We start from the raw sequence: 26061 nt of genomic DNA on the forward strand, positions 1-26061 counted from the left end.
CAAAGAGCATTTTCGCCATCTTCCCGGACGTTCCGGCCCGGAACAGCGACTTTTTTAATATAACATGTTTTGCCCAGATGGTCAAGGATTTTTTTCTTTTTATTTCGGTCGATCTAGAAACCATCCGAGATTTTATCGCGTGTCTTAGAAGCGACGTTTGCTAATATAACATGTCTACCTGTCTTTAGTCAATAGTATTTTTTGTTTTTATCCGGCCGGAAAATACCCTTTTTCCAGGACGTCCCCATCCTGTCTAATGATGACTTCCCGAACCAACGATTTCTTTACCATTCGGTCCAGGAGAAGCCCCAGGTTAATATCCGCTTCCTCGATCTCCGGATGCCGGCGCAGTTCTTCGAAAGACCAAGGTCGATTTTTCGATTGCAAAATCTCCTGCAAAAACAGTACGCATTTTTTCATTCGGGACATGACGTGAAGTTCGATTGGCAGCAGCAACAGCTCAATGCGTTTTTCCAGCGGCTCGTGGCTGGCAATAAGCTCTTCGTATAATTTGTAGACAGAAGGCTCAAGCCGTTTTACCTGAGTCCATAAGGCGGGATCGGGCGGCTCTCCCGCTTCGCATGCGACCAGCCTTGCCCAGTGATCGAGGGCCTTGAGGACAGAGTGATATGCATCCAGTTCCAAGCGGTTCTGCCAAAAGTCCTTTGCATCTAAATAATGCCCCAGCAGATGAGAGTACTCTTCACATACTCTCCGCTTCTGTGTTTGCTCGGTGTAACGGGCCAAGCGGTCTCTGATCCGGCCGATATACCCCCGCGTATCGTACAGGATTTGGGCGCTGCATATCCATGAAACCATTCTCTCATCCGTACCGTTGACGGCCCACTGTTCAACCTGCCATTGGCTGACTCGATGCTCCACAATTTTGCGATTATCCAGGACAAGATGCCTGGTTTCCCAGCGCGGTTCCGGACGGTTGAGGATAATCACATACAATAGTTCGGCATCGCAGACTGCCAGACTGGAATTTTCCCGCTGCGCAACAAGCAATACGGACAGCACGTGCTCTTGGCGAATCATTCGCTCATGGTAAAAACGCAGACTTGCGTCCATCGATGCCCCCCCTGCCTTCGTGATTATTGGTAAAGATTCTACGCGTGCCGCCAGTTTCCTGCCTGCAACATTGTGAAGCTCGTTTCACGGATGCCCAGTTGTGGTATACTGGGGTGTAGTCTTCTGAATGAGGAGGAGCCAACCCATGAAAAATACTGACCGAATCAGTAAAATAAAGCGATTGCGTACCTGGGGCAACTGGGGAATGGGAATCAGCATGGTTTTGATGTTTGCCAGCTTGGCTGTCTTTTTGGGCTTCCGCGGCCAGTTGTTCGCACACATCCTGCTGACGATCGCACTATTGATCGGCTTTATCCTGATGATGGGAAGCACTGTTTTATTTATGATCTCCGGAATGGTCTCTATGACGACTCCCCAGGTGGAGTGCCCCACTTGCGGCAAAGTCACAAAAATGCTTGGCAAAGAAGACGCCTGCATGTTCTGCGGCCAACCGCTTCTGCTGCCCGCCGAAGATCACCCCAGCAAAGCGTGAACACCCTGTATACAAAAAACCACCTGTCCTTTATCAAAAATGAACTGCACCCCAAAAGTTGGACAGCATCTAACAATTGGAGGTGCAGCTTTAAAACAGGTGGTTTTTTCACGTTAATGCCGCTGCAGACTTTTATCGATTTTGGACCACGTGTCGTCCTTTTCAAGCCCGCGGCGCCAGCCGGCCAATCCGGCAAGGTTGTACCGGTGGATCAGTTCGATTCGTTTCAGCAGTGAATCCTCGCCTTCCAACCACATTTTGTAAGTCGCCCCCTCCGTCTTATCGACGTACTGGACGAAATACTGACCTGTTTGTTCATCCAGCTCGGGAGTCAGTTTCTTCTCATTCAGCCAATTTTCCGCTCCAGACATGGAGAGTGCTTTTGACGTCACTTTTACCGAACCGTCAGCCTGCTTTGTCTCTTTCCACAGGCGAGTGTAAAACGGGACAGCGAGGATCACCTTATCGGCGGGGACCTCTTCCAACACCCCTTGGAGCCCTTTTTCGGTCCAGGGGAAGGATGCGACAGAACCGGCAACCGGGCTTGATCCGCCATGCTCGTCATAAGCCATGATCACGATGTAATCGACTACACTTCCCAGGGCCTGCCGGTCGTAAAACATGGACCAGCGTTCACTGGTGGACTTCACGGTGACATCCATGGAAACGGTCAAGCCTTGCTCGTGGAGATACGGGGTCAACTCGCGGACAAATTGAACCAGCGGCTCTTTTTCGTCAAGGTAGACATTCTCGAAATCCAGGTTGATTCCGTCCAAATCGTACAGATTCGCATAGTGCAGGATCTGGACGATCAACTTCTCGCGCAGGCGAAAATCAGCCAAAAAGGCTTTTGTATAGTCGGGATTAAACCCGTTCGATACCAGTCCCCACACTTTGTATCCCCGTGCATGTGCCCATTTTACGTAGGCCGGATCCGCCTTATTGGCCAATGTGCCCTTCTCGTCAACCACTTCAAACCAGGTAGGCGAAACGACTTGCAAACCTGGCATCGGTCCGATATTTGCCGTGTTGGGAGTCTTGTTGACGACCTGTTCCCAGACCATCGCAACCTTTTTTCCCATTGGCCGCCACGCTGTATCAGGTGTGCTCTTCTCCGGTTGGGATATGTCCACCTGATAGATCGCGGCAAGCGACACCTTCCCCTTGGGCATATAGCCTGTCAGCCCGTCCTTGGTCTGAAGGCGGTACCAGCCCGCTTCCTCGCCCAGAATGAATACTTCGTCGCCGTTATTCACCTCGCCGACGATCGGCTGCTTCACTGACGGTCCGGTACGCAATACCTCCGTCTGTTTCCCGCTGGAGATCTTCCCCTGCTGAATGGCATCGCCAGCTTTTTCAACCAGCAGCACATGATTTGATTCGATGTACTCCAAGCGAAAGGGGTACAGTTTTTCCAGCGGGGCGAACGGGATGTATCGAACGCCGTCAATCTCCGTCACCCCAACCCGCAAATCGACCGGCTTGCGGTTTACAAACGCCACAAGCTTGTCGCTCTCCATCCGCAGCACCTTGTCCTTCGTCGTAACAATCACCGACTGGGAAGGTTCGTCCCAGTAAAGATGGTCATCCACATTCTCCCGAATAAAGTCAAACGGCAGCAAAACTTGATCGTCAACCATTTGAAAAGGCTGCGAATAAGCCTTTCCGTGGTAGAGGATGACGTTTTCCCGCCCGTCATACGGAGCGACTCTTTGTGTTGACGGAAGCTGCAGCCACACGAAAATACTGAAAATCACCAATCCAACAAATAGCAGGAGCATTCCAAATGCCTTCAGCGGAGCTTTCCTTCGTCTCGGTCGGGATCGCACTTGCAATGGTGCATTCATTGCTTATTCAATCCCCTTTGGTTTACCGGGCTTCTTTTTAACAACATTCCCTCGATTCTCCCTCGCTTTTCTTCCTCTCCTTATTAAGACGCACAAAAACAAAAAATGTAACTCCATACAAAAAAATAACCCCGGGTGAACACCGGAGCTATCTGCATCTGCCCATTCTAATGAGACTTTTCCTTCTGGCACTTTTCGCAAATACCGTACACTTCCATGCGGTGACCCGTCACTTTAAATCCCGCGGTCTTGGCAGCAGCATTCTCAACCTCATTCAGATAAGGAAAATGAAAATCGTGAATGGCGCCGCATTCCGAACAGATCACATGGTAATGCTCTTCATGGGTGTTGGCATCGAAGCGGCTGGACGAATCGCCATAGGTCAATTCGCGAACCAACCCCGCTTCTTTAAAAACTCTCAAGTTGTTGTAAATCGTAGCAACACTCATATTCGGAAACCTGCCCTCCAGCGCCTTGTAAATTTCATCGGCGGTTGGATGGCTCATTGATTCAAGCAGGTACGCTAATATGGCATGACGCTGCGGAGTCATACGAACTCCTGTATTCTTGAGAATTTCAACGGCTTTTTCGACCCGTTCCGTCACCTCGTCATGCACCTCACTTTCCAGAGAAAATCCCTTACTTGGTAATTGATGGGTAATATATTCTTTGATAATAACGATCTTTTAATAAGAATTGTTATAAAAAGTGTACGCCGTTACAACCCGTCGTGTCAATATCCCTTGCCACGAAAAGTTAATTGGAAATATTATCCTTTTTGTGGAGCCTTTGCTTTTTTGACGGCTTTCTTCTTCTGCTCTCTGGCCGCAGTCCGGGCAAATTTGCAGTCTTCCTGAAGCGGGCAAGAGCCGCACTGCGGGTTTCGAGCCGAACAAAGCCGACGTCCGTGCCAGATGAGCCAATGATGGGCATCTGACCATTTTTCCCGGGGGATGCGCTTCATGAGCTGTCTTTCCGTCTCGTCTACGTTGTCACTGTTCGCCAGGCCAAGGCGGTTGGCAACCCTGAAGACGTGTGTATCAACGGCAATCGCAGGCACGCCAAACGCGTTAGACAGCACCACATTGGCCGTCTTTCTGCCGACGCCGGGAAGGGCCTCCAGTTCGGAATGGGTTTGCGGCACCTCACCCTTGTATTTTTCATACAAAATCCGGCATGTCTCCAAGATATTTTTACTTTTATTTTTATACAAACCAAGCCCCTTTATGAGCTCCTCCATCTCTTTCTGTGACAGGTGCAAAAAATGCTCAGGCTGATTGTACTTGGCAAACAGCGGTTCCGTGATCTCATTGACCCGCTTGTCTGTGCACTGTGCAGAAAGGATCGTCGCAATCAAAAGCTCAAACGGAGTTGTGTAGTTTAACTCGCAATGGGCGTCGGGGTACATATTGTGAAGCGTGTCAAGAATCTTGTCAACAGGCACCTTTCGCCGCCCGCCCGATGCTGCCTTTACTGGCGAATCCGACTGTTTCATTGCCATTCATCTCCCCCCTCATCCTATAATAGCAAAAAACACGAGAGGCAGGCTAACCTCGCTGCCCTCGTGCCGATGGGAATCATTCATGCAAATGAAGTTCTGGTTTGCCCAGCTTATGGTTGACCCAGCGTGCGGCCACAAACAAGAAATCAGATAATCTGTTCAGGTATTTAATCACGATGCCATTAACCGGTTCTTGCTGGGTAATCTGGATCGAACGGCGTTCCGCGCGGCGCACGACTGTACGGGCCACGTGCAGGGCAGAAGCAGCCGGATGTCCTCCCGGCAAAATAAAATTGGTCAGCGTCTCCAACTGTCCATCCATCTCGTCAATTTTTTGTTCCAGAAAGGTGACGTCCGCTTCCTCGATTGGCCAACCTACCTTTTTCCCCTGTGGTGTCGCCAATTCGGCACCGATGTGGAACAGCTTCGTCTGAATCACGTGAAACGTCTGGCGAAACTGGCTCCATTCCCCGTCCTCCGGCAGGAAAGACATGGCAAGGCCAATCGTAGAGTTGGCCTCGTCACACGTTCCGTAAGCTTCAACCCGGGCAGCGTATTTCGGCACTCTGACACCGTGGACAAGTGACGTTTCGCCTTTATCTCCTGACTTCGTGTAGATTCTCATGACATCGTTCCCCTTTTCAATTATTTTCCGGGAAATTACACAGCTTCCGCTACGATGATCAGCTCCGTACTCCCCCTGTCAAACGGAGCCTGGTCAAAAGAGCCGTATCGCTGCACGACCCTAAAGCCATTCAACCGAAGCAAATGATGCAGCTCTGCCGGAAAGATATAGCGAAGGGTAAACCTGCTCACCAGTTTTTCCACAACCTGGCCATCCTGATTGATCCGTTCGTAGGTCCGCGTCACCTCAGACAACTGCTGAAAGTGGTCGTAACGGGTAAAATCCCACATGGCGATCTGCTCGCCCGTATCGAGCGGAAACATCCCTCTGAGTGACATTTTCTCGCTTTCCTCGTACAGGTCTGAGATGCGTGGTACAAACACGTTCATGATAAACTTTCCGCCAGGCTGCAGATGGCGCCGGATGCAGCCAAGCGCCTTCATCTGCTCCTGAATATGCAGCAGATGAAGAAATGAACGAAACGGGATGATGATCAAAGGAAATTGCCGTTCCAGCTGAAACTGGCGCATATCCCCCTGCATAAAATGAATGCGGTCGGCTACTGCCATCTTCTCGGCTTTCTGTTTTGCCCTCGCCAGCATCTCTTCAGACAGATCAAGCCCCGTCACCTTGACTCCGGCCTGGGCCAAAGGAATCGTCACCCGTCCGGTGCCGCAGGCCAGTTCAAGCACTTCGCCGCCCGCCTGCTGAGCCATTTTGGTGTAAAACGAAATATCTCCGGTAACGCCCCGGTTGGTCACATCGTAGTAGTCCGCCCAGCGATACGTGCTGTTTACACTCATGATTTGCCCCCTCACACGACCAATTCAGTGGACGTAAGATAGGCCAGCAGCAGCTTGGCCGTATTTTCGAAGGCATCCCGGTGCGTCCGCTCATGGGAATGGGAGGCATCTATCCCCGGTCCGATCAAGCCGTGGACGATGTCAAAACCGGCCCGCAGCGCGGAGCTGGCATCAGAACCGTAAAACGGGTAAATGTCCACTTTGTAGTATATGCCGTTTTCCTCGGCCAATTTGGTCAAATGCTTGCGGAAGCCGTAATGGTAAGGGCCGGATGAGTCTTTGGCGCAGATGGAGACGCAGTATTCGTCGGTAGCCTGCCCCTCCCCGATCGCTCCCATATCGACAGCCAGGTATTCGACGGTCTTCTCCGGTATGCTGGCGTTGCCGCCGTAGCCAATCTCTTCATTATTGCTAATGAGGAAATGAGTGGTAAAAGGCAGCTCTATGCCCGCTTCACGCAGATGGGCGATGACGCCAAATAAAATCGCCACGCTCGCCTTGTCATCCAGATGGCGGGACTTGACAAAACCGCTGGACGTGACCGTCACCCTCGGATCGAAGGAGACGAAGTCCCCGACCTGGATTCCCAGCGCCAGTACATCCTCCCTGCTGTTCACCCGCTCATCCAGACGCACCTCCATCACTTCTTCTGTGCGCTCCATTTTGCCAGCCTCTCTGCTGTACACGTGAACGGATGCCTTGGTAGTCAAAATCGTCCCGGTGTAGACGCGACCTTCGCCGGTCTCGATCTCACAGTACTCCCCCTCAACGGCATTCCAGGCAAACCCGCCAATCATCGTCAATCGCAATCGGCCGTTAGCCTTGATCTCCTTCACCATCGCTCCCAGTGTGTCCACGTGAGCGGAGAGCAGACGCTGCCGCTCGTCGCACTTCCCCGGCAGCGTAGCGAGAATCGCCCCTTTATTGGTGACGCTGTAGCTTATACCCAGACTATCCAGCTCTTGCTCTACCCACTTCATCACCTTGCCCGTATTGCCTGAAGGACTGGGAATCCGGGCGAGCTTGGCAAACGTTTCGATCATGTAATCCACGGACAGACTCATCGAATCATTCCCCCTCTGCCGACCCGGGTCTTAACCCAGATGCTCTTTGATGTATTGAAGCACTTCCTGAACGTGTTCCGCCACTTTTACCTTTGGCCAGACCTTGGCGATCTTTCCCTCTCTGTCGATAAGAAACGTGGTTCGTTCAATGCCCATGTATTCTTTTCCGTACATTTTTTTCAAAGTCCACACACCGTAAGCCTCCGCCACCTCGTGTTCGGTATCGGCCAGCAGCAAGAACGGCAAATCATGTTTGGCAATGAACTTGTCATGGGATTTGAGGTCGTCGGGGCTCACTCCCAGTACGACCGTGTCCAATTTTTCAAATTCTGGATGGTAATCGCGGAAATCGCATGCCTCCGTGGTGCAGCCAGGCGTCATGTCCTTCGGATAGAAATACAGCACTACGTTTTTCCCCCGCAGGGAATCGAGCGAGATCATTTCGCCGTTGCTTGCCGGCAGAGTAAAAGCCGGTGCCTCTTGTCCCACTGTAATCATGTACAATCCCTTCCTTCGCATAACGTTGTTGTCTTATTTTAACAAAAGTTTGTCTGTCTCGAAAGTAAGCCGGATGTTCTCAACTTCTTCATTGCGCTTTACCCGTTTAAAAGGGTACAATGAAAAATAAAAAAATGTAAACGAATTTAAAAAATAAGCACTTCTTAACAACTGTGCGTAAAACGGATGGTGAATGAATACGTGAAAGAGTTTTTATACGTGTCGGATCCGGAAGCCCTCAAGTCGCTGGCGATCCCGGAGCGAGTCAAGATCCTGGAGCTGTTCGAAGATTTAGAACCACGGACAGCCAAGCAAATTGCTACGGAACTGGGGGAGAACGCCGCCAGGCTCCACTACCATGTAAAAGAACTGCTGCGTGTGGGTCTGCTCGAACAGGTGGACACCAGGATAAAAGGGTCGATTATTGAAAAATACTACCAGCCAGTAGCGAAAGTCATACAGGTAAACCTGCGGGTCATGATTGAAGAGAACGCGCAGCAGCTGGGTGATGTGATGCTCTCACCGATCCGCACGACGGAAAAAGACTTGCTGAGGACGATCAATCGTTTCGTCGCAAGCGATGTTGACGTGCGCAAGGAGTATTCCGACACCTTTGCCTTTGACGTAGGCGAGCTTTATTTAACCAAAGAAGAGCGCAACCAGATCATCGCAGAAATCGGCCAAATTTTGGACAAGTACAAGGAATTGAAGAGCGGGGAAGGCAGACGCAAATTCAAGTACCTGAACATCCTGTTCCCTTTGGCGGCAGCCGACCCGGCGGAAGAGAAGCAGTTTGCGGACCTGTCCCAGCCGCAAAGAGCCGTCAAGTAAAGCCGGTCACAGATGAAAAGGAAGGGGAGAAGCCTATCGCGGTTGCTCCCCTTCCTTTTATTTGGCCCGAAGGTGCGGCATGACCTTCATCATGATCGGTGCGGCAATGAGCGCGATCACGATCCCTTTTATTACGTTAAACGGGGCAATCCCGTAGATGATTAGTGACCATAAGCTGTTCATGTGGAAATTGGCAAGCAGGTCGGGTACCGACATGTTGTAGAGCACGGCATAAGCGGGAATTAGCAGATAGTAGTTGGCAACCGACATGATGACCGTCATCAGCAGGGTTCCCAGCGACAATCCGAGGGCAAACCCGGCTTTGCTGCCGCGCCTGCGGTACACCCAGACCGCAGCCAGAATAAAGCTGGAACCTGCAAGAAAGTTGGCCAGTTCTCCGATCAAAAGCCCATCGGTATTTTTTAACAGAAGGTGCAGAACATTCTTGATCAACTCAATTGTCAGACCGGCCGCCGGTCCGAACACAAGTCCGCCGAGCAAGCCGGGCAGCGTGCTGAGGTCCAGCTTCAGGAAAGAGGGAAACAAAGGCACTTGAAACTCTAGGTACATCAAGACAAAAGCGACTGCGGACAGCAAGGATATGAAGACCAACCGCTTGGTCTGCATCATCTGCTGCGGATAAAGCTGTTGTTGCTGCATGCGACCATCTCCTCATCGTCTTTTTCCTTCTGAGGAATGGCAACAGCATCGTTCAGACGGCCTACTGTCGAATGCAAAAAGCCCTGAAGACAAAAATTCGTCTCCAGGGCACGCACGACCTCTCTTGACTGCGACTGCACGGCAAGCCAAAGGTCTGCCTTTCCAGGCCAGCCCCACTGCTCCCATGCCATTCGCACGAGAAAACAAGCACGTCAACGAACGCACTGTCGTCATCCTTCTCCCATCCAGACTGTACTGTCGGCCCTGGATTCGCACCAGATCCTGCACCCTGCCGCTTGCCGCGGTCGAGGGGCTCGCGGGCTTACACCTGAGTGATCACCGCCGGTCGGGAATTTCACCCTGCCCCGAAGGAATGTTTAGTTATACGAAAATCATTATAAGGCTCCGCCGAGTTTTTGGCAAGGGAAGAGAGTGCTGCTGCCGTCTACGAACCTGCTCCCTGGTATTTTTTTACTCCCCAGTTCCACACCGACAAGCCGATCGCGAAGAAAACGACGCCGATCACAGGTGTCAGCATGGTATAGGTGTACCACATTTCCTTGCGCAAAAAGTAGGCGGCCGGATAAGTCCCGACGAACGCAAAGGGCAAAATCCAGGTCAGCGTAATGCGAATCGCCTTGTTGTACACATCGACCGGGTAGCGGCCATAGTTTTGAATATTGTAGATCATCGGCGAGATGCCGGTCCGCGAATCAGAGAAAAAGCTGATCGCAGCGATGCCTGTGTAAACCCCCGCATAGACGAGCGTGCTGCTGATGACGAGCAGGATAAACAGCGGGATGTCGTACCAGGCGAACGACAAGTGCAGACGGATCGCAGCATAGCCCATGATCAAGAGTCCGGTGATGACGCCGAAGATCCGATCGGGCGCCATGGATTCCAGGCAGACCTGGGCCAGATTGTGCACCGGACGGGTAAGGATGCGGTCCATTTCTCCGCGGATAATGTAGCGTTCGTTAAAGTCCCAAAACCCGAAAAACATGGAGAACAGCGCAAACGGGATAAGAAAATAGCCGTAAATGAAGATGATTTCGTCCCGGCTCCAATCCTTCAGCAAAGAGACATGCTGAAAGACGACCACGATAAACACCAGATTGATTAACTCGGAGACCAGGTTGGAGAGAAAATCCCCCACAAAGTCGGCCCGATACGCCAAGCGCGTCTTGAAATACTGGCTGAGGTAATCGCTGAACAAACGGATGATCTGTCTCATCACTAACCTCCTTGCACCACGAGGTTGCGTCGTGCGCGGCGCCACAACAGGGTAATCGGCAGGTACAGGATCGCGATCCAGGCGAACTGCAGCCAGAGCACACCTGCCACATCACTCATGGCAATGGCGCCGGAAAAGATTTTGCTCGGATAGTAGTTGATCACCTGAAACGGCAGGAAGCCCATCAGGGTCTGCGCCCAGACGGGAAAAAAGCTGATCGGCAAAATCAGGCCCGACAAAAGGTCGACAACCACCCGTTTGGCCCGCATCATGCCCTCGTTGCGAAACAGGAAAAAGGTCAGGATGCCCGTCAGCAGGTTAATCTGCGTATTGATGATAAAGGCCATTATCAAGCTGAGCAAATAGACGCCCCAGTGCCCAAGTGTCGGCGGAAAGTGAATCGGCAGAATCAAGCCGGCCAGAATCATGCCCGGAACGGCAAAAAACAGCATGCGAAACATCCCTTCGCCAAGGGCCTGGGCCAGTTTTACCGACAGGTAGTTGTAGGGGCGGATCAGCTCGATGGCCACTTTCCCTTCGCGGACCTCCTGGGCGATCTCCTGGTCGATGTTGTTAAAGTAAAACGCCCGCGACATCCAGGCGATCGCGACGTATACCGTCATCTGTTCCGCCGTCATGCCTCCGAGGCTCTGCTGATCGCCGTAGATCGCTCCCCACAAAAAGTAGTACGCCCCGATATTGATTCCGTAAATGATGATCCCGCTGTAGTAGTTCACCCGGTACGCCAGCATCGTCAAAAAGCGGATGCGAATCAGTTCTGCATACAATTTAGCCATTGACCGCAACCTCGCTGTCGACCGAGTAAATATTGCGGACGATGTCCTCCGTGCTCGACTCCATCACCTTCACATCGCTTACCTCATAAGAGGCCATGACGGAAGACAGCACGAGCGGCAGCATTTCCCTGCTGCGCTGCAGCTTGACCCGGACAGCGTATTCGTTTTCCGCAAACAGCTCGCACGGATACTCGCCAAGCAGGCCGCGAAGCTCCGCCACGGGAATGCGTTGTTTGAATTGAAATGCGATCTCGGTTCCGTTGCCCCACTTTTCCTTTAAATCGCTCAGCATGCCGTCAAAAATCAGTTTTCCCTGGTCCATCACGATCACACGCTTGCACAGGGCCTCGATGTCAGACACGTCATGGGTGGTAAGCAGAATCGTCGTCCGCTCCGACTCGTTCAGGTTGCGCAAAAACTCCCGGATTTTCTGTTTCACCAGCACATCCAGCCCCACCGTCGGCTCGTCGAGAAACAACAGTTTGGGCTTGTGGATCAAGGATGCCGCGATCTCGCAGCGCATCCGCTGGCCCAGGCTGAGCTTGCGGACAGGCTGGTGGATAAACCCGCCGATGTCCAGCTCTTCAACCAGGCGATCCAGCCAGCGTTTCCCGTCCTCCCCCTCTACTTTGTACACACGCTGAAGCAGGCGAAACGACTCCGTCGGCGAGAGGTCCCACCACAGTTGGGAGCGCTGGCCGAAGACCACGCCGATGGACTTGACGTAATCCTCGCGCTGCTTGTACGGAACGAAGCCGTTGATGGTGATTTCTCCATCCGTCGGCGTCAGGATCCCGGTCATCATCTTGATGGTCGTCGATTTGCCCGCTCCATTCTCGCCGATCAGGGCAAAAAATTCGCCTTCTTCCACCTGGAAGGAGACGCCGTCGACTGCTTTTACTGTTTTATATTGGCGATTGAACAAGTCGCGAAAAGCTCCCGCTAACCCGGATCGCGCCTGATGAATGCGAAAAACCTTTTGCAGCTGGCTGACTTTGATCATCACTGCACGTCCTTTTCTGTGTGATTTTATGTGAATCCATTAGCTAGTGTATATGAGTACGATCATTTCTGCAAAATTGAATGTGCAGGAAAAAAAGAAAAAACAACCGCCCGGCACCCCAGGCGGCTATTCACCCGATCGATTTCATCGAAGTGACTGCCTTCTCCATTTCTTCCAGGTCAAGCGCGCCCTGTAATACATAGGTTACGCCGCCGTCCTGCCAGGCCGAAGAGTTTTCCAACTCCTTGGTCACACTGCCGCCATCCTTGACTTGGCTCGCTTCGATCTTGTACGTTTCCTGCTGTTTGTAATCGTTATCTTCCGTCTGCACTACGCGAAAATGGAAGATTTCCTGCCAAGCAGCGATTGCCCATGCCTTCGCCTGCGGGGAACCGCTCCCTCCCTGCCAAAGTGTGTTATGATAAGGAATGAATTTTTTGAAGGAAATGGGGAATGCAAAATGAATCGTGAACGGTCTGCCCGGCTGCATGAGGAGGCCTTGGAAGTGATCGTCGGCGGGGTGAACAGCCCGTCCCGCTCGTTTAAAGCAGTGGGCGGCGGCGCCCCGGTCGTGATGGAAAAGGCAAACGGCGCCTATTTCTGGGATGTGGACGGCAACCGCTACATAGATTACCTGGCCGCGTATGGCCCGATTATCACCGGGCACGCTCATCCGCACATTACAAAAGCGATCACGCGGGCGGCGGAAAACGGCACACTGTACGGCACACCCACCCCGTGGGAGATACAGTTTGCCCGGATGATCAGGGAAGCGATTCCCTCGATGGAGCGCATCCGCTTTAACAATTCCGGCACAGAAGCCGTGATGACCTGCATCCGTGTCGCCCGCGCCTACACCGGACGAACCAAGATCATGAAATTCGCCGGCTGTTACCACGGTCACTCCGACCTCGTCCTCGTTGCCGCCGGCTCCGGCCCGTCGACGCTGGGAATACCGGACAGCGCCGGCATCCCGCAGAGCATCGCCGACGAAGTGATCACCGTGCCGTTTAACGACGCAGAAGCTTTTGCCGATGCGGTCAAACGCTGGGGCAGCGAAACGGCAGCGGTGCTGGTGGAACCGATCGTCGGCAATTTCGGGATCGTCAGTCCCCGCCCCGGCTTTCTCGAGGCCGTAAACCGCATCGCCCACGAAGCAGGCATGCTGGTCGTATACGATGAAGTCATCACCGGATTCCGCTTCTGCTACGGAGGAGCGCAAAACCTGCTGGGTGTAGAACCCGATCTGACGGCATTAGGGAAAATCATCGGCGGCGGCCTGCCGATCGGCGCCTATGGCGGACGGCGCGAGATTATGGAGCAGGTAGCGCCGCTGGGGCCCGCTTACCAAGCGGGAACGATGTCCGGCAACCCTGCCTCTATCCTGGCCGGGATCGCCTGCCTGGAAGTTCTGGGGCAGCCTGGCGTATATGAGGAGCTGGACCGGCTGGGCGGGCTGCTCGAGCAGGGGATCAGGGCTGCTGCCCAGCGATACGGAGTCGAGATTCAACTCAATCGGCTCAAAGGAGCGCTGGCGGTGTACTTCACGGATCAGCCCGTGATCGATTACGACGGGGCGCAAAATGCCGACGGAGAACTCTTTGCCCGCTTCTTCCGCCTGATGCTTGACGAAGGCATCTGTCTGGCCCCTTCCAAGTACGAGGCGTGGTTCATCACGACGGCTCATACCGAAGCGGACATCCAAGCGACGATCGCCGCCGTGGAGCGTTCGTTCCAAAAATTACAGCAAGGGTAACCGCCGCTTGCGGCCATACTATCAATGACGCCGCACAAGCGCAAATACGCGTCGCGGGAGGTACCCCATGTCCAAAGGCGAAAAAACGTATCCGCAAGCACCAGAGAAGACCTTGGATCCGAAGATGAGTTCGAAAATGATGGAGGTTGTCGGGTTTCAACACCCGCGTTTGACAGAGCACCACAAAACGCAGCAGCACGACCGTTAGGATGCCTGCATCAAGAAACAGGAGTCTTTCCCGACACGGGAGTGCTCCTGTTTTCCTTTTCACAAGTTGAACAAAAAATCTTTCAAATAAGATGAAACTTATATGTTGTTTTCGCGTATTATTGATTGTGTGGGACTACCCCGGAGAACTTTTGTTTGCCATTTCATGCTGGATACAAGATAGATTGAGGACGAGGAGTTGATTTGTATGTTTTTCCACCCGATGGACTTTCTGATTCTCATTGCCTTCGGGCTCTCGCTCTGGGCGCAATTTCGGGTCAATTCGACGTTTAACCGGTTTGCCGAGGTCCCCGTATCGACCGGCCTGACCGGCGCCGAAGCGGCCCGCAGGATGCTGGATGCGAACGGTCTCGGCCACATTCCGATCGAGCATATCCCCGGTACGCTGACAGACCACTACGATCCGATTTCCAAGACGGTTCGCCTGTCAGATCCGGTATTCTCCGGCAGTTCCATTTCTGCCGTATCGGTCGCCTGCCACGAGGTGGGTCACGCGATCCAGCACAAAGTGGCATACCCGATGCTGGTGGCCAGACACTACATCTTCCCCGTGGTCAATTTTGCCTCGGGCGTGGCTCCCATCCTGTTGATCGCCGGATTTTTGATGCACTGGATGAATCTGGTGCTGCTCGGCATTATCTTCTTTAGTGCCGCAGTCGCCTTCCAGCTCATCACGCTGCCGGTGGAATTTAACGCCAGCAGCCGGGCGCGGACGCTGATGGTACAGATGGGCTTTATCCGCAACGCTGAAGAAGAGGGTGTCGGCAAAGTGTTAAACGCCGCGGCGCTCACGTACGTAGCAGCAGCATTGATCTCCGTATTGCAGCTGCTGAAGTTCGTGATGATTTTCGCCAACTCGAGGGATGAATAACAGAAAGGTTTGACCGGCTCGGCCCGCTCATGGGTACGGGCCTTTCCTTTTGTATTGTGCCTACAGCTTACTTCGGACTGACGCCGCGGGACAGCGGCTTTCGCCACAAGCTGTACGCCACCCAACCGGAGCTGATCAAAAGCAACAGGCCCGTCATCAAGAACACGCCCTTCAGGCTCACGTAACCGGCTAAAAGCCCGCCAATCGTCGGCCCGAGCATGCTTCCCAGGGCTAGAAAGCTGTTATTGAATCCGAAGACGCGGCTGGTCATATGGGTCGGCGTCGCCTTGCGCAAAAGCGAGTTGACCGACGGCAGCAGCCCCCCGACAAACATCCCCAGCAGGAAGCGCAGCGCCACCAGCTGCCACACCTGTGTCACCATGGCCTGCGGGATAAAGATCAGCGCCGAGGCGATCAGGCAGAACAGCAAAACTTTTTGCGAGCCAAAGCGATCCCCCAGTTTCCCCAGCTGCGGCGAGGCGATGACGTTGGCCGCCCCCATCGCAGCCGTGACCAATCCGGCGTAAAACGACACCCGCTCAGGCGACCCGAGCAAGCTTTTTACGTACATCGGCAGCACCGGGTTGATGCTTAAGAGAGCAAACTGAATCATGACGGTAACCAGGAACAGCGCTGGCAGCGGCTGAGTCGAGAAGATCAGCTTGGCGTCCTCGCGCACACTGGTTTGCTTCCGAGCCGGCGGGGGCGTAAAGTTTTCCTTGACGGTGACCGTCACCAAAATCGTCGAGAGCAATACCAATGCACCAGTGATGACGAAAATCAGCCGGTAACCGATGATATCGGCCAAGAGTCCGCCAAACAGCGGCCCCATAATCGTCCCCGCTACGGTACTTGACTGCAAAACTCCCTGAGCCCAACCTACCTTCTCTTTGGGCGTTGCCGAAGCGATCAAAGCCGTCCCGGCGGGAATAATCCCTCCGACAGTGCCGTTTAAGAGGCGCAATCCCAAGAGATGCCAAACATTTCCAACCAATCCGGTCAGCGCAATGATCACTGACATCGAATAGCCGGAACGTAAAATCATGATTTTGCGGCCGTACTTGTCAGCCAGATTGCCCCACAGCGGAGAGATCAGGCTTGCTGTGAGAAAATTGGCTCCGAAGACGATGCCGGCCCAAGCGGTTACCTGATGCGGGTCCTCCACGCCGAGCTCCGACTGGATAAACAAGGGCAGAAACGGCATCACCATGCTCATCGCGGACATGACAATACAGAGGGCAAAGGATATGACAAATAAATTTCGCTTCCATATTTCCATCCGGCACACCTCCAATCAAAACAACCAAAATGCAAAAAGCTGCCGTCGTGTCTCAGCAGCCCAAGAGTGGAAAACAGCTCCGGGCATGCATCGGCCCCATTCAGCCGGTACATGCCCAGTTGCTAGCAGCGCTCGTATTCTTCCAACGGCGTTTCCTGAGCCGTCGTGTTAAAATCCTGTACACTCCACAGCGAATAGTATGCACCTTGCATCTCCAACAACTCTTCATGTGTTCCCATTTCCACAATTTGTCCTTCTTTCAATACCACGATGGCATCTGCGTGGGTAATCGTCGACAGCCGATGGGCGACGATAATCGTCGTCCGCCCTTTGGCAAGGTGTGACAGCGACTCCTGGATCATGTGCTCCGACTCCAGGTCAAGCGCAGATGTGGCTTCATCGAGAATCAAGATTCCCGGATTTTTCAAAAACACGCGGGCAATCGCGATCCGCTGCTTCTGACCTCCGGAGAGTTTGACGCCGCGCTCGCCCAATTCGGTGTCGTAGCCATCCGGCAAATCCATAATGAAGTCATGAGCGTTGGCAGCCTTTGCCGCAGCTATCACATCTTCTTCGGAAGCGTCCGGCCGGCCCATCAGGATGTTGGCCCGGGCGGAATCGCTGAACAGGATGTTGTCTTGCAAGACCATCCCGATGTGGCTGCGCAGATTTTGCTGCTGTACGTCGCGAATATCGACCCCGTCAATGAGAATCCGCCCTTCGGTCACATCCCAAAAACGGGGCAGCAAGCTGATTAGCGATGACTTTCCGCCCCCTGACATGCCCACCAGTGCCACTGTCTGGCCGGGCCGGATGGTCAGATTGATGTCTTTTAGCACCATCTCGCCCTCGTCGCGGTAGCGGAACGAGACACCCTCAAAGCGTATTTCCCCGCGTATCCGGCCGGTATCCGGATCGACCGGAAGCAGTCCGGCATTCGGGCGATCCTGTATGTCGTACTCTTCGTCGATGAACTCAAACATTCGATCCATCGACGCCGTTGCTTGCGTCAAGGTCGTAGATGAGTTGACGAGCCGCCTGAGCGGAGTGTACAGGCGCTCCAGGTAGGCATAAAACGCAATCAGCGTCCCGACAGACAGATCGCCGCCAATGACATGATAACCGGCATAACCGATGACGAGCAGCGGAGTGATGTCGGTCACCGTATTGACTGCCGAAAAAGTGTAAGCATTCCAGCTTGTCTGTGCCAACGCCTTGTTCAGGTAATGTTTGTTCTGCTTGTCAAACTGTTTTTCCTCATGCTTCTCCAAAGCGAAGCTGCGAATGATGGAGATTCCGCTGACCCGCTCGTGCAGATGGCTCTGTACCTGGGCCAAAGCCGCCGAACGATCCCTGGTCAGCTGGCGCAGCCGCTTGTAGAAAAATTTTACGGCAAATGCATACAGCGGGAACACGATCAGCGCGACGAGCGTCAGCGGGACGTCCATGGACAGCATGATCACGACGGTTAAGCTGATCGTGATCAAGTCGAGCCAGATGTTCATCAGCCCTGTTTCGATAAAGCTCCTGGTCTGCTCGACGTCGTTAATGACGCGGGAGATGACTTCGCCAACCTTATGGTTATTGTAGTAGCTCAGCGACAAGCGCTGGATATGGGAGAACAATTGATTGCGGATATCGTAAAGGATGCGGCTGGACACCCACTGGGCATAGTACTGCCGCAAGTACTCCACTGGAGCCCGAACTACCGTAAACACGAAGAGCGCAGCAGCCATCAACCAAAACAACTGTCGGAGTTTTTCATCCGTTGACAGATTGCTGGGAAGCAGGTCATCAATGACGTATTTCAGGATCAAAGGCATGAGCAGCGGTATTCCGAACTTCAGGATTCCAATGAAAATCGTCAGCAGAATCTTACCGGAATACGGCTTTACAAAGGCCAGATAGCGCTTAATGCTCTTCATGCCATCCCTCCTCTTTCAAAGCCTCGATTATTCGATTTTACACCTTTCCTGCCGCTTTGTCTCGCGCACAAAGAAAAAATCCTTCCCCCGGAATTCCGGGAGAAGGATTTATCCTTCGTCGACGCGTACAAGCAAGTACCGCTCGTACCACCGTTCGACGAACCCGTTTTGAAATGGACCGCGCCTCGCTTGGACCCAATCGATCACCTCTTGAACAGCCTGACGCACCCGCTCCGTCACTTGCGGCGGATAGTTCATCTGGCGGCTGTGAAGCGCAAACTCTTCTTCGTCGAGTATCGAGTAGGTCAAGTCAGGATACACTTTTACATCCAAGTCGTAATCGATGTAGCTGAGCAGATTTCCCTTTAAGCTAAACGGGGAGCCGATGTTGCAATAATAGTAAATGCCATCGTCGCGAATCATCGCGATCGTATTAAACCACTGCCCCCGGCCAAATGTACATATTGCCGGTTCGCGCGTTCGCCACTCACGCCCGTCCGACTCTGTTACCTTTACCCGGTCGTTGCCCCCGATAAGCACCGCATCACTCGTATGGATCAAGGTAGTCTTATCCCATGAACGATGAAAGGAATGATCGTGTTTAAAACTTTCAATGCGGATCGTTGTTCCAGGTGCTGGCGACATGACTCTCCCCTTTCTTCTCTTCTCTATCTATAGTGAGGAAACGCGCCAGTTTCTCACGAAGAGAGCTTTTTGGAAAGTGTAACATATTTTTGCATTTCGTAGCCAAGCGCGCGATAGAACGGCAGTACCTTATGGTTTTCTTGATTGACCATGATCAGAACCCTGTTTACTCCGCGCTGTTGGAACCGGGTCTCGATCGCCTGTACCAGTTGTCGCCCAATCCCCGATCCCTGCAGGTCCGGGCGGACGGCAAGCCTGTAAAAGTACGCGTGCGTTCCATCGATCGTTCCGACAACGACTCCCACCACTTCTCCATCTTGCTCAGCAACCATCACAAGTTCGCTGTCCCAAGCGAGCTGTTTCGCAAGGGCGTCAAACGTCTCCGACTCAGTCTCATTGAGGCCGGTTTCTTGCCAAATACGAGTTATTGCAGCGTAGTCACCGAGGCGAAATGAACGGATCAGCATCAATAAGGCCTCCTTAGCTGGCTTCTCATTCTATTGTACACCACAAGAAACAGTTTGTCTGCTGCCGGCAAATCAATGCGCTCGCCAGGGTTACGTGTGAAAAGCGTCCGGCCAGTGTCCGCTCAGCCGAACGTTGCAGCAATTCGGCCCGGTGGGAAAATGCCTGTCTTCATCCTTAGTTTAGCCCCTTCCTGGACACATAATAACAACGCTTTACTGTTTATCTGTACGGTATTTCTCTGTTGTCATTAAATAGCAACTCTCATTATACACAGTCTCCGCCTATCATGCACGTTTGAATGAATGCGGCGGCAGATTCCGGATGCCCCTTAATCACACCTGGACATGATGGACCAGGCGTGCCTGAAAAAAAAGCTTCTGTTTTAAAAAAATCTTTACACAGGGAATTTTTTGCCATATTATATCTTATATACACTTTGAAGGGAGGAACGACATATGAACATGAACAAGCAGATCGGACCAATTTCATATGGCGGCACTTCCTCCGACCGGTGTGAATGCTCTTAAGGCATTCTCATTTCCAGAAATACATATTAAACCGTAGGTGGCGTGTTGCTGCTTACGGTTTTTTATACTCTTTTTTAGATGAAGGCCGTAGGATTTTGCTGTTCCGCGGCCTTTTTCTATATAAGTTTTACACCTGACAAAATGAAGGAGGAATGCAGGATGAGACCAAGACACCGACGCCAACTGATGAGATTCACAGGAGTGAAATCGCTGGACGGAACCTGACTGACGAATGACCTTTACATGAGAGGAGGCTTTCCATGCGAATCTCAATGATCTTTTTTACCATTGTCATCGAGCGCAAACGGAAAAGCTGCCAGGAGAAGCTGCAATCCTATTTGCAGGAAAAGGCGATCGCGGAGCTGGAAGCGAAGCGGCATCGCCAAGCTGCCGAATACCCTGGATACTGTACGAGACTGTAGGAAAAGCTTCAATTGAAGCCCTCACCAAAAAAACCGGCTCCCACCATGCAGGGAGCCGGTTGCTATTCCTCAGCCGTTTTTTTGGCCAGTGCTTGCATGATTTTACTATGGGCGACCGGAAAAGCGTACGCCTGAAGCTGATCCTGCGGCACGAATCGGGCCGAACCCGCGGTGACGACGCCCGCTTCGTACTCGTACAGATACACGTCCAGCTCCCAGTGCAAATGGGAAAATGTATGCTGGACGCGGGTCAGCTCTCCGCCATAGCTGGCCGTGATCCCGTAGCGGTCTTCGAGCAGTTCTTCCAGCAGGTCGGCCGGGTCCAGGCGGGGCTTGACCTCCACCATCGGAAATTCCCACATTCCCGCGAGCAGCCCCTGTTCAGGCCGCCTGTTGATCAGCAGTTCATCCCCCCGGCGCACGACAGCCACCAGGTAGTGGATAGGCCGCGGAGGCTTCGCTTTTCCTTTGACAGGGAGTTGATCCTGAACGCCTTCTCTGCGGGCCAGGCAGTAGTCGAAGACCGGACAGGTGAGGCACTGGGGATTGCGAGGCAGGCAGATCAATGCCCCCAATTCCATCAGCGCCTGGTTAAAGTCCCCTGCTCTGTCAGCGGGAATCGTCTGGCGCACCAGCTCTTCGAAGATCACTCGGGTGGAAGGCTTGGCTATGTCGTCTTCCATGTACAAGAGGCGTGAAAAGACCCGCATGACATTGCCGTCGACAGCAGGTTCCGGTTTCCCGTAGGCAATGCTTAAAATAGCTCCGGCCGTATAGGGGCCGACTCCTTTTAACCTGGAAATCTCCTCGATCGTGTCGGGGACGTAGCCGCCGTACTCCTCTTTCACCTGACGGGCGGCAGCCTGCAGGTTGCGGGCCCGCGAGTAGTAACCGAGCCCTTCCCACGCCTTCAGCACCTGGTCTTCCGGCGCCTCTGCCAGGGCTTCCACATTGGGGAATTGCTGCATAAAATTTTCGTAGTACGGTTTGACTGTCTCTACCCGTGTCTGCTGCAGCATGATTTCCGACACCCAGACGCGATAGGGATCGTTGTTGATGCGCCAAGGCAGATCGCGCTTTTGCCCGTCGTACCAAGCGAGTAAATCACGGTGAAACCCAAAAACCTGAAATTCATCAGGCAGCTTAACTGCCGGTCGTCCTGTCGTTTTTCTAGCCATCGCCTCTTCGCTTCTCCTCCTGTTGTTTCGCTGCCGCCGGTTGAAAGGCCCAGACGTGTATTTTCGCGGAACCTCCTGCGATGCAGTGATCCAGCGGTCCGCCCTCTGTCCGCCATCGCTTGATATCGTAATAGACCGACTCGTCAGCCACCTCGAACATCTCGACAAACAAGCCAGGCTGGTCAAATCCTTCAAAACAGCGGTAGTTCATGCCGCCGCGGCTTTGTGTTTGCCGCTCCAACTCGGCTATGCCTCCTATTGCCTCTTCCCTTTTCCCATCCACTATTTTATACTCAATGAAAATCGTCAGCATGCCGCTCGACCTCCCCGTTTGGCTCCCTTTCATCTTACCACCTCAACTTCTTGCGGCAAGAGCAGGTTTTGCAAAAAACAGGCGCGGGGAACGAATTTTTGCAAAGCTGCGGAATTCTCGGCGCTGAATCGTTATAATAAGAAGTGAATCGGCAAAAATAATCCCCACATTACGTTCGGATGAAAGGAGAGACTCACCGCTTGGACACCGCCACACACTTTGCGATGGGATTCGGTCTGGCCGCTCTGGCTCATCTTGACCCCGTCGTCGCAACTGCACCCGGTTTGGCTGAGGCCGTCATGCTCGGTACCGTAATCGGATCGCAGGCTCCAGATCTCGACGGCCTGACACGCCTGTTGGGGAGTTCCGCCTACATTCGCAATCACCGGGGTGTATCCCACTCCATACCCGCCCTGTTTCTTTGGACCACGGCCATCTTTCTTTTCATCCAATCCTTTATGACCCAAGTGTACTGGGGACATCTGTTGGCCTGGATCTTTTTGGCCGTCTGTCTGCATGTATTCGTCGACCTGTTTAATGCATACGGCACGCAGGGCCTTTCTCCTTTTAGCAAAAAATGGATAGCGTTGAATTGGATCTTCATTTTTGACCCTTTCATCTTCGGCTCCCACCTGGTCGGCTTTATGCTGTGGATGGCCGGCGCCCACCCCGGGCAAGTCTTTATGTACATCTACCTGCTGATCGCCGGGTATTACTACCTCCGCTACCGCATGCACAAGCGGGCAACCGAGGCTGTGGTCCGGTCGCTGAAGGTCGAGGGTGAGTACACCATCATCCCGACCATTTCGCTGAACCAGTGGACGTTTGTCGTCAAGACAGCCACCCGTTGGTATGTCGGGGAAGTGCACGGAACCGAATCGATCATCCTCGACACGTTTACGATCAAACCGGAGAATGAATGGGTAAGGGCAGCCAAGGCAGATAAAAAAGTGAAATCGTTTTTGTCCTTTACCAAACTCGCCCACGTAGAAGTGCGCGAACAAAGCTTCGGTTACGAGGTGAGGTGGTTCGACCTGCGCTACCGGGCCCGCAACCTGGGGCGGAGCCACTATATGTTAGTCGCTTGTGTCTACCTGGATAAAGAGGGGCAGATTCGCGACTCATTCACCGGCTGGATCCATCGAGGCGAAGAGCAGTTGGCGAAAAAGCTTGATCCGGAAAAGGAAATCCAACTGGGTTAAAAACCTTAGGCAAAATGCTAAAAACCCGCCCTTGAAAGTTCAGGGGCGGGTTTTGTGTATATCATTCGTCTTTTAGCGGGCAGCCTCGTAACGCTTGCCTACTTCTTCCCAGTTCACTACGTTCCAGAAAGCGGCGATGTAGTCAGGGCGCTTGTTTTGATACTTCAGGTAATAAGCATGCTCCCATACGTCCAGACCCATGACCGGCTTTTTGCCTTCCATCAGCGGGTTGTCCTGGTTTGGCGTGGACGTGATCGCCAGTTTGCCGTTGTCGACGACCAGCCAAGCCCAGCCGGAACCAAAACGGCCTGCAGCAGCTTTAGCAAACTCGGATTTGAAGTTGTCGAAGCTGCCAAATGCGCTGTTGATCGCATCAGCCAGTGCGCCAGTCGGAGCACCGCCGCCATTTGGGCTGAGGATTTCCCAGAACATGGAGTGGTTGGCATGGCCGCCTCCGTTGTTGCGAACCGCTGTACGGATCGCCTCCGGTACAGCATCCAGGTTGCTGATCAGCTCTTCGACGGACTTGGACTGAAGATCAGCGTGTCCCTCAAGTGCTGCGTTCAGGTTGTTTACGTAGGTAGCGTGGTGGCGATCATGGTGAATTTCCATGGTCAGCGCGTCAAAATGCGGTTCCAATGCATTGAATGCATAAGGCAGAGCAGGAAGTTGGTACGCCATGATAAACTCCTCCTTGGTATGTAAGATTGGTTATTGCTTCCACGGACTATTATACCCCAACTGTGTGACTAACACAACAAAAGAGTTGTGAAAGTATCGGAAAGAAGCACTTTGTTCTGGCAGTTCTTTACTCTTGCTTTTTTTTGAACATTCTCTTGCAGACAGGGTAATGCATGCTAGACTTGAATTTAGTAAAATAAAGTTCACTCTAATCAAACAATCTCGTACAAATCAGGTGATCATTCGTGGAATTAGACGTAACTACCGTACTCCTTTTGGCCTTATTCGGATTTATCGCTGCGTTCATCGACAGTTGTGTTGGCGGCGGCGGACTAATCTCCCTGCCTGCACTGCTTGGACTCGGCATGCCGGCGTATCTGGCTCTGGGCACAAACAAGCTCGCCGGCACGATGTCGTCCGCAACCAGCTCCGTCACCTTTATCCGGCTTGGGAAGCTTGATAAAAAATTGATGCTGTACTTATTTCCCGTCTCCTTTGCCGGGGCTTTTTTTGGTGCAAAAACGGTCCTTTTCGTTCCGCAGGATATTTTAAAAGGGCTTGTCCTCTTCATGATGGCGGTTATTTTTGTGTACACCCTGTTGAACAAGAAATTTGGCCGCAATTCGGAATGTAAGGGGTTAACCTCGTTTACCCTGGGCTGGGGCATCCCGCTGACGTTTGTCATCGGCTTTTACGACGGATTTTTCGGTCCCGGCACCGGTTCCTTCTTCGTTTTTATGATGGTCCTGTTGTTTGGGTATGACTTTGTCGTCGCTGCCGGGAACGGCCGCATCCTCAACCTCGCCAGCAATATTGCCGCGCTGGGGGTTTTTCTCTGGCAGGGCAAAGTTGTCTGGCTGACCGGCCTGACGATGGGGGCTGCGATGCTGATCGGAGCAACGCTCGGAGCCCGCATGGCGGTGAAAACCGGCGTTCGCTACGTTCGGCCGCTGTTTTTGATCGTCTCCTTGTCACTCATGGGCAAAATGGTATTTGAATTGATGTTCACCCACTGAAGCGGCTGCTCCTCGTCTCCCGCTGTCCGGACCCATTCCGGACAGCGCGGCATTGACAGTGGAGCGGTCAAACGCCGCTCGCAGATTGGCCGGCTTCTTAATCAGACCGTACCGCAGCAGGATCCCGGCAGTCTGTTTCAAGGAACGCTCGCAAAATGTCCCGATCCCGGCAATGCAAAATTCTTCAGGTACAATGAACCGGGATACGCTTTGCCACTTTTACCTGGTTGACGATTTCGGCGTTGATTCCTTCCGCTTTAAAAAAACCCTTTTGTTTGGCTGCAAAGATCCCGGCGAACTGCGCTTGCAAAAGCCATTTCAGTTGAATTCTCACTTTTACAAGCATGGGCAATACTCCTTTGGGGATGAGGTAGACAAAAAAAGCGGTGGAATGATTTAGCATACGCTGGAGTGTTTACCAGCGTTCTTAGCTATAATAAAAAATGCAGTTCGCTTTGCATGCCAGAACAAGAAATAAGGAGAAGCCCAATGCCCGATGACATTCGAATAAGTTTGCGTCAGTTTACTGTACTGGTAATGCTGATTACCGTGGGGAATTCTATCTTGGTGCTGCCTGCGATTCCCGCTCTCGAGGCGAAACAGGACGCCTGGATTTCCGGTCTAGTCGGATTGGCTGCAGGGCTGTTGGTCGTCTATCTCTGCTGCAAGACCGGGGCTTTGCACCCTCGTTTGACCTTGGTTGAATCAAATCGAAAATGATGTGACTGCAAAGTTTTGGCCGCTTTTTGACATGACTTTCAGCGTTTTGCTGCCGTTATTGCTGGCAGCGGTTACTTTTCTGCGAAAAACAAGAAAAGGCGGCTGACTTGCCGCCGACCGGCAAGGGCCCCCTCTTGAAAAGTGTCCGGGAAACGATCCGACCGTCCCGGCCGGACTGGTGTTTTCACTGTCGCTGTCAATCGTTTTTGCCTTTCCGCTGCTTGACTCGCAGGATCATTCCGTCGATCAAAAGTCCGATTCCCAACCCGTAAATCGGAAGGGCAATCCGGGTACCGGTTCCAACCGATGAGTTTTGCAGCATGTACATCAGCAGCACCCCGGCGATGAAACCGATCATTGTGTAACGCAACCGCGTAGAGCCCACGCTTTGCACCTCTCT

General features: G+C 52.8%; 33 protein-coding genes and 1 riboswitch. Of the genes, 9 read left to right on the forward strand and 24 right to left on the reverse strand.

The features are described from left to right. Positions 1–207: 207 nt before the first annotated feature. Entirely contained in the window at positions 208–1074 is an 867-nt protein-coding gene (locus HGBM_RS28540) for a nucleotidyltransferase-like protein (protein WP_019123808.1), read from the reverse strand. 145 nt (positions 1075–1219) lie between these two features. Here HGBM_RS28540 and HGBM_RS24965 point away from each other — a divergent pair, with 145 nt between their 5' ends. After that, entirely contained in the window at positions 1220–1567 is a 348-nt protein-coding gene (locus HGBM_RS24965) for a DUF2614 family zinc ribbon-containing protein (RefSeq protein WP_019123809.1), read from the forward strand. A 113-nt stretch (positions 1568–1680) separates the two neighbouring features. Here the strand turns inward: HGBM_RS24965 and HGBM_RS24970 are convergent, their stop codons facing one another. The 7 genes from HGBM_RS24970 to bcp form a co-directional block, all read right to left on the reverse strand. Next, positions 1681–3348 (reverse strand): glycosyl hydrolase family 18 protein, encoded by a 1668-nt coding sequence (locus HGBM_RS24970; RefSeq protein ID WP_019123810.1) that lies wholly within the window; start codon positions 3346–3348, stop codon positions 1681–1683. Positions 3349–3581: 233 nt separating this feature from the next. After that, positions 3582–4019 carry a peroxide-responsive transcriptional repressor PerR gene (gene perR, locus HGBM_RS24975; protein WP_019123811.1) on the reverse strand — a complete coding sequence of 146 codons (438 nt, stop codon included), beginning with the start codon at positions 4017–4019 and terminating at the stop codon, positions 3582–3584. Between the two features lie 164 nt (positions 4020–4183). After that, positions 4184–4915 (reverse strand): endonuclease III, encoded by a 732-nt coding sequence (nth, locus tag HGBM_RS24980; protein WP_019123812.1) that lies wholly within the window; start codon positions 4913–4915, stop codon positions 4184–4186. 76 nt (positions 4916–4991) lie between these two features. Then, positions 4992–5540: a cob(I)yrinic acid a,c-diamide adenosyltransferase gene (locus HGBM_RS24985; protein WP_019123813.1), complete on the reverse strand. Its 549-nt coding sequence runs from the start codon at positions 5538–5540 to the stop codon at positions 4992–4994. A 35-nt stretch (positions 5541–5575) separates the two neighbouring features. Next, positions 5576–6343, reverse strand: coding sequence for a class I SAM-dependent methyltransferase (locus tag HGBM_RS24990; protein ID WP_019123814.1), 768 nt, complete (start codon positions 6341–6343; stop codon positions 5576–5578). 11 nt (positions 6344–6354) lie between these two features. Next, positions 6355–7407 (reverse strand): M42 family metallopeptidase, encoded by a 1053-nt coding sequence (locus tag HGBM_RS24995; RefSeq protein WP_019123815.1) that lies wholly within the window; start codon positions 7405–7407, stop codon positions 6355–6357. A gap of 30 nt (positions 7408–7437) precedes the next feature. After that, positions 7438–7905: a thioredoxin-dependent thiol peroxidase gene (gene bcp / locus HGBM_RS25000; RefSeq protein WP_019123816.1), complete on the reverse strand. Its 468-nt coding sequence runs from the start codon at positions 7903–7905 to the stop codon at positions 7438–7440. Positions 7906–8106: 201 nt separating this feature from the next. Here bcp and HGBM_RS25005 point away from each other — a divergent pair, with 201 nt between their 5' ends. Beyond that, positions 8107–8736: a winged helix-turn-helix domain-containing protein gene (locus HGBM_RS25005; RefSeq protein ID WP_019123817.1), complete on the forward strand. Its 630-nt coding sequence runs from the start codon at positions 8107–8109 to the stop codon at positions 8734–8736. Between the two features lie 57 nt (positions 8737–8793). Here the strand turns inward: HGBM_RS25005 and HGBM_RS25010 are convergent, their stop codons facing one another. From HGBM_RS25010 to HGBM_RS31375, 6 genes are all read right to left on the reverse strand, one after another. Next, positions 8794–9396 carry an ECF transporter S component gene (locus HGBM_RS25010; RefSeq protein WP_019123818.1) on the reverse strand — a complete coding sequence of 201 codons (603 nt, stop codon included), beginning with the start codon at positions 9394–9396 and terminating at the stop codon, positions 8794–8796. Beyond that, positions 9363–9593 (reverse strand): hypothetical protein, encoded by a 231-nt coding sequence (locus HGBM_RS30900; RefSeq protein ID WP_019123819.1) that lies wholly within the window; start codon positions 9591–9593, stop codon positions 9363–9365. The genes HGBM_RS25010 and HGBM_RS30900 overlap by 34 nt, the downstream gene beginning before the upstream one ends. Positions 9594–9625: 32 nt before the next feature. Then, a riboswitch (FMN riboswitch) is annotated at positions 9626–9773 on the reverse strand. A 68-nt stretch (positions 9774–9841) separates the two neighbouring features. Continuing rightward, complete coding sequence (locus HGBM_RS25015) at positions 9842–10630, reverse strand: ABC transporter permease (RefSeq protein ID WP_019123820.1); 789 nt, start codon at positions 10628–10630, stop codon at positions 9842–9844. 2 nt (positions 10631–10632) lie between these two features. After that, positions 10633–11427, reverse strand: a complete 795-nt coding sequence (locus HGBM_RS25020) for an ABC transporter permease (protein ID WP_019123821.1) — start codon at positions 11425–11427, stop codon at positions 10633–10635. Beyond that, positions 11420–12430, reverse strand: coding sequence for an ABC transporter ATP-binding protein (locus HGBM_RS25025; RefSeq protein ID WP_019123822.1), 1011 nt, complete (start codon positions 12428–12430; stop codon positions 11420–11422). Before HGBM_RS25025 ends, HGBM_RS25020 begins: the two co-directional genes overlap by 8 nt. A 130-nt stretch (positions 12431–12560) precedes the next feature. After that, positions 12561–12920 carry a hypothetical protein gene (locus tag HGBM_RS31375; RefSeq protein ID WP_019123823.1) on the reverse strand — a complete coding sequence of 120 codons (360 nt, stop codon included), beginning with the start codon at positions 12918–12920 and terminating at the stop codon, positions 12561–12563. Between HGBM_RS31375 and HGBM_RS25035 the strand changes: the two genes are divergently transcribed. The 3 genes from HGBM_RS25035 (at position 12891) to HGBM_RS25045 (ending at position 15285) form a co-directional block, all read left to right on the forward strand. Continuing rightward, entirely contained in the window at positions 12891–14186 is a 1296-nt protein-coding gene (locus HGBM_RS25035) for a glutamate-1-semialdehyde 2,1-aminomutase (RefSeq protein WP_026074646.1), read from the forward strand. The two genes, HGBM_RS31375 and HGBM_RS25035, sit on opposite strands and share 30 nt — an antisense overlap. Positions 14187–14253: 67 nt before the next feature. Next, positions 14254–14394, forward strand: coding sequence for a hypothetical protein (locus HGBM_RS31170; protein WP_019123825.1), 141 nt, complete (start codon positions 14254–14256; stop codon positions 14392–14394). 207 nt (positions 14395–14601) lie between these two features. Beyond that, positions 14602–15285: a zinc metallopeptidase gene (locus HGBM_RS25045; protein WP_019123826.1), complete on the forward strand. Its 684-nt coding sequence runs from the start codon at positions 14602–14604 to the stop codon at positions 15283–15285. 67 nt (positions 15286–15352) lie between these two features. Here the strand turns inward: HGBM_RS25045 and HGBM_RS25050 are convergent, their stop codons facing one another. From HGBM_RS25050 to HGBM_RS25065, 4 genes are all read right to left on the reverse strand, one after another. Then, on the reverse strand, positions 15353–16564 hold the full coding sequence (locus tag HGBM_RS25050) for an MFS transporter (protein ID WP_019123827.1): 1212 nt from the start codon (positions 16562–16564) through the stop codon (positions 15353–15355). 122 nt (positions 16565–16686) lie between these two features. Then, positions 16687–18489 (reverse strand): ABC transporter ATP-binding protein, encoded by a 1803-nt coding sequence (locus HGBM_RS25055; protein WP_019123828.1) that lies wholly within the window; start codon positions 18487–18489, stop codon positions 16687–16689. Positions 18490–18597: 108 nt separating this feature from the next. Beyond that, positions 18598–19134, reverse strand: coding sequence for a DUF402 domain-containing protein (locus tag HGBM_RS25060; RefSeq protein WP_019123829.1), 537 nt, complete (start codon positions 19132–19134; stop codon positions 18598–18600). A gap of 53 nt (positions 19135–19187) precedes the next feature. Continuing rightward, on the reverse strand, positions 19188–19601 hold the full coding sequence (locus tag HGBM_RS25065; RefSeq protein ID WP_019123830.1) for a GNAT family N-acetyltransferase: 414 nt from the start codon (positions 19599–19601) through the stop codon (positions 19188–19190). 788 nt (positions 19602–20389) lie between these two features. Here HGBM_RS25065 and HGBM_RS30075 point away from each other — a divergent pair. After that, positions 20390–20551, forward strand: a complete 162-nt coding sequence (locus HGBM_RS30075; protein ID WP_019123831.1) for a YrzI family small protein — start codon at positions 20390–20392, stop codon at positions 20549–20551. Between the two features lie 62 nt (positions 20552–20613). Here HGBM_RS30075 and mutY read toward each other — a convergent pair whose 3' ends face one another. Next, the gene (gene mutY / locus HGBM_RS25075; RefSeq protein WP_019123832.1) at positions 20614–21729 is read right to left on the reverse strand and encodes an A/G-specific adenine glycosylase; all 1116 of its coding nucleotides are present in this window, start codon (positions 21727–21729) and stop codon (positions 20614–20616) included. Then, positions 21722–22042 (reverse strand): hypothetical protein, encoded by a 321-nt coding sequence (locus HGBM_RS28550; protein ID WP_019123833.1) that lies wholly within the window; start codon positions 22040–22042, stop codon positions 21722–21724. Before HGBM_RS28550 ends, mutY begins: the two co-directional genes overlap by 8 nt. A gap of 200 nt (positions 22043–22242) precedes the next feature. Between HGBM_RS28550 and HGBM_RS25085 the strand changes: the two genes are divergently transcribed. After that, complete coding sequence (locus tag HGBM_RS25085) at positions 22243–23244, forward strand: metal-dependent hydrolase (RefSeq protein ID WP_019123834.1); 1002 nt, start codon at positions 22243–22245, stop codon at positions 23242–23244. Positions 23245–23316: 72 nt separating this feature from the next. Here the strand turns inward: HGBM_RS25085 and HGBM_RS25090 are convergent, their stop codons facing one another. Then, complete coding sequence (locus tag HGBM_RS25090; RefSeq protein ID WP_019123835.1) at positions 23317–23925, reverse strand: superoxide dismutase; 609 nt, start codon at positions 23923–23925, stop codon at positions 23317–23319. Between the two features lie 245 nt (positions 23926–24170). On the opposite strand from HGBM_RS25090, the gene HGBM_RS25095 reads away from it, so the two are divergent. Next, on the forward strand, positions 24171–24941 hold the full coding sequence (locus tag HGBM_RS25095) for a TSUP family transporter (RefSeq protein ID WP_019123836.1): 771 nt from the start codon (positions 24171–24173) through the stop codon (positions 24939–24941). On the opposite strand, the gene HGBM_RS30600 is transcribed toward HGBM_RS25095, so the two are convergent. Then, on the reverse strand, positions 24897–25082 hold the full coding sequence (locus HGBM_RS30600; protein ID WP_147512988.1) for a hypothetical protein: 186 nt from the start codon (positions 25080–25082) through the stop codon (positions 24897–24899). The two genes, HGBM_RS25095 and HGBM_RS30600, sit on opposite strands and share 45 nt — an antisense overlap. A 43-nt stretch (positions 25083–25125) precedes the next feature. Continuing rightward, on the reverse strand, positions 25126–25287 hold the full coding sequence (locus HGBM_RS30080; protein WP_019123837.1) for an ABC transporter substrate-binding protein: 162 nt from the start codon (positions 25285–25287) through the stop codon (positions 25126–25128). A 143-nt stretch (positions 25288–25430) separates the two neighbouring features. Here HGBM_RS30080 and HGBM_RS25105 point away from each other — a divergent pair, with 143 nt between their 5' ends. Next, on the forward strand, positions 25431–25661 hold the full coding sequence (locus HGBM_RS25105; protein WP_019123838.1) for a GerAB/ArcD/ProY family transporter: 231 nt from the start codon (positions 25431–25433) through the stop codon (positions 25659–25661). A 196-nt stretch (positions 25662–25857) separates the two neighbouring features. Here HGBM_RS25105 and HGBM_RS25110 read toward each other — a convergent pair whose 3' ends face one another. Further along, the gene (locus HGBM_RS25110) at positions 25858–26046 is read right to left on the reverse strand and encodes a hypothetical protein (RefSeq protein ID WP_019123839.1); all 189 of its coding nucleotides are present in this window, start codon (positions 26044–26046) and stop codon (positions 25858–25860) included. Positions 26047–26061 lie beyond the last annotated feature (15 nt).

This window comes from Brevibacillus massiliensis, from assembly GCF_000311785.1.
Taxonomy (GTDB): Bacteria; Bacillota; Bacilli; order Brevibacillales; family Brevibacillaceae; genus Brevibacillus_C; species Brevibacillus_C massiliensis.